Genomic DNA, 2,956 nt, shown 5'->3' with positions numbered 1-2,956 from the left:
AGCACCAGACCGTCCGGGCCCTGGCCGCTGCGGCACGCCGCGCGCCGACGGCGGCTGTCCAGGCGCCGGCTGCCGACATCCGGAGGCCGGGGCGCCCAACGCCGTCGGACCTGCCGCTGGCCGGGCTGAGCCAGGCGCAGATCGACGCCCTGCCGGTCCCGGCCACCGAAATCGCCGACGCCTATCCGCTGTCGCCGCTGCAGCAGGGGCTGCTGTTCCACGCCCTGCACGCGGCCGAGGCCGGGGTCTACGTCAACCAAGTGCTGGCGACCTTCGACGGGCCGCTCGACGCCGGCCGCTTCACCCGGGCCCGTGGGAGGCCGCGATCGAGCGGCACGACATACTGCGCACCGGCTTCCTGTGGGATGGCGGCTTGGCCGCGCCGCTGCAGCTGGTGCGGCGCGGTGTGCCGACGCCGGTCGAGATCCGCGACGGCCGTGGTCTCGACGAGCCGGGGATCGCCGAGATCGCCCGCTGGGAACGCGAGCGCGGCTTCGATCTCTCGGCGCCACCGCTGATGCGGGTGCTGCTGCTGCAGATGGCGGAGGACCGGCACCGGCTGGTCTGGACCTTCCATCACATCCTGATGGATGGCTGGAGCACGGCGCGGCTGATCGGCGAGGTGCTGTCGCAGTATCACGGCGCGGCGCCGGCCGCGGGGCCGGGCCGCTATCGCGACCATATCGCCTGGCTGGCCAGCCGCGACACTGCGGCGGACGAGTCGTTCTGGCGCGGCCAGCTGGCCCGGCTGGAGGCGCCGACCCGCCTCGCCGATGCATTGCCGGCCCCGGTGGAGAAGAGCGACGGGCACGGCGTCCTCGCCACCCGCCGCGACGCCGATCGCACCGCCCGGCTGACCGCCTTCTGCCGGCGCCAGCGCATCACCCTCAACACGCTGGTGCAGGGCGCCTGGTCGCTGCTGCTGTCGCGCTACACCGGCCAGCCGAGCGTCGCCTTCGGCGCCACCGTCGCCGGCCGCCCGGCCGAGCTGCCGGGCGCCGAGGCGCTGCTGGGCCTGTTCATCAACACCCTGCCGGTGATCCAGCAGCCCGACCCGGAGGCCAGGGTCGGCGACTGGCTGCGCGGAGTGCAGGACGTCATGCTGGCGCTGCACGAGCACGAGCACACGGCGCTCGCCGACATCCAGCGCTGGGGCGGGCAGGGCGGCCTGTTCGACACGCTGCTGGTGTTCGAGAACTACCCGATCGATCACGCCGCCCGTGCCGGCGGTGACCTGCGCGTGTCGGCCGCGGAGACGGTGGAGGCGACGCATTACCCGCTGTCGCTGGCAGTCCAGGCCGGCGACACGCTCGACATCGTCTATGGCTATCGCCGCGACTCCTTCGTGCCGGCGCAGGTCGAGGCGCTGGCCCGCCATCTCGACGCGCTGCTCGATCGTCTGGTCGGCGGCGAGGATGCCGTGCTCGGCTCCCTGTCGCTGCTGGCGGAGGTGGATCTCGCCCAGATCACGGCTTGGCAGACCGAGCCCTACCAGGCGGAGCCGTACCGGTCGGTGCAGGACTGGATCGCCCATTGGGCGACGGCCGAGCCGGGCCGGACCGCGGTGATCTTCGACGACCGCGAGGTCGGCCGGGGCGAGCTGGAGCGGCGGGCCAACCATCTGGCGCACCGGCTGGTCGCGGCCGGCGTCGGGCCGGATGTGCTGGTCGGGGTGGTTCTGGAACGCTCGGTCGAGCTGCTGGTGGCGCTGTTGGCGGTACTGAAGGCGGGCGGCGCCTATGTGCCGCTGGCGCCGGACACACCGGCGGCGCGGCTGGCGGAAGTCGCGGCCGATAGCGGCCTGCGGCTGGTTCTGACCCAGGCCTCGCTGGCCGGGCGGCTGCCGGAGGGGCTGCAGCGCATCCTGGTCGAGGCGGAGGCCGGCGAGGCCGAGGCGGGGCCGGCGGTGGCGCTGCACCCGGAAAATCTCGCCTATGTGATCTACACCTCAGGGTCGACCGGCAAGCCCAAGGGCGTCGCCGTCGCCCATGGCCCGCTGGCCATGCATTGCCGGGTGACCGCGCCGCTCTACGACATGGACGAGACGTCGCGCGAGTTCCACTTCATCGCCTTCAGCTTCGACGGCGCGCATGAGCGCTGGCTCACGGCACTGACCTGCGGCGCCAGCCTGGTGCTGCGGGACGAGAGCCTGTGGCCGGCGGAGAAGACCCTGGCGGCGATCGGCCGGCACGGCGTCACCAATGCCGGCTTCCCGCCGGTCTACATCAACGAGATGGCGGCCTGGGCCGAACAGACCGGCCGCCGCCCGCCGGTCGACCTCTACTCCTTCGGCGGCGAGGCGATGCCGGCCGCGGGATACGACCGGGTGCGCCGGGCGCTGCGGCCGCGCGCGCTGATCAACGGCTACGGCCCGACCGAGGCGGTGGTGACGCCGCTGGTCTGGAAGGGGCTGGCCGACACGGCCTGCGACGGCGCCTATGTGCCGATCGGGCGGCCGGTCGGCGACCGCCGGGCCTATGTGCTGGACGGGCGGCTGCAGCCGGTGCCGGTCGGCGTGGCGGGCGAGCTCTATATCGGCGGCTTCGGCCTGGCGCGGGGCTATATCGGGCGGTCGGACCTGACGGCCGAGCGGTTCGTGCCGGACCCGTATGGCGAGCCCGGCGGCCGGATGTACCGGACCGGCGACGTGGTGCGGTGGCGGCCGGACGGATCGGTCGAGTATCTCGGCCGGGCCGACCATCAGGTGAAGATCCGCGGCTACCGCATCGAACCGGGTGAGGTCGAGGCGCGGCTGCTGTCGCATCCCGCAGTGCGAGGTGCGGTGGTGTCGGCCGTGGCGTCGCCGGGCGGCAAGCGCCTGGTGGCGCATGTGGCGGTGCCGGAGGCGGGCGAGGGCCTCGAGGCGGAGCTGAAGGCGCATCTGTCGGCGCTGGTGCCGGAATACATGGTGCCGTCGCGGATCGTGGTGCTGGCGGCGCTGCCGCTGCTGCCGACC

The 2,956-nt window shown here is 73.6% G+C and carries 1 protein-coding gene; it reads left to right on the top strand.

The window, feature by feature from the left end:
• Positions 1 to 373 precede the first annotated feature (373 nt).
• The coding region (locus P409_RS30690) for an amino acid adenylation domain-containing protein (RefSeq protein ID WP_238578810.1) at positions 374 to 2,956 on the top strand (2,583 nt) is incomplete at its 3' end.

This window comes from Inquilinus limosus MP06 (genome assembly GCF_000767795.1).
Taxonomy (GTDB): domain Bacteria; phylum Pseudomonadota; class Alphaproteobacteria; order DSM-16000; family Inquilinaceae; genus Inquilinus; species Inquilinus limosus_E.
This window is presented reverse-complemented; position numbering and strand designations above follow the sequence as displayed.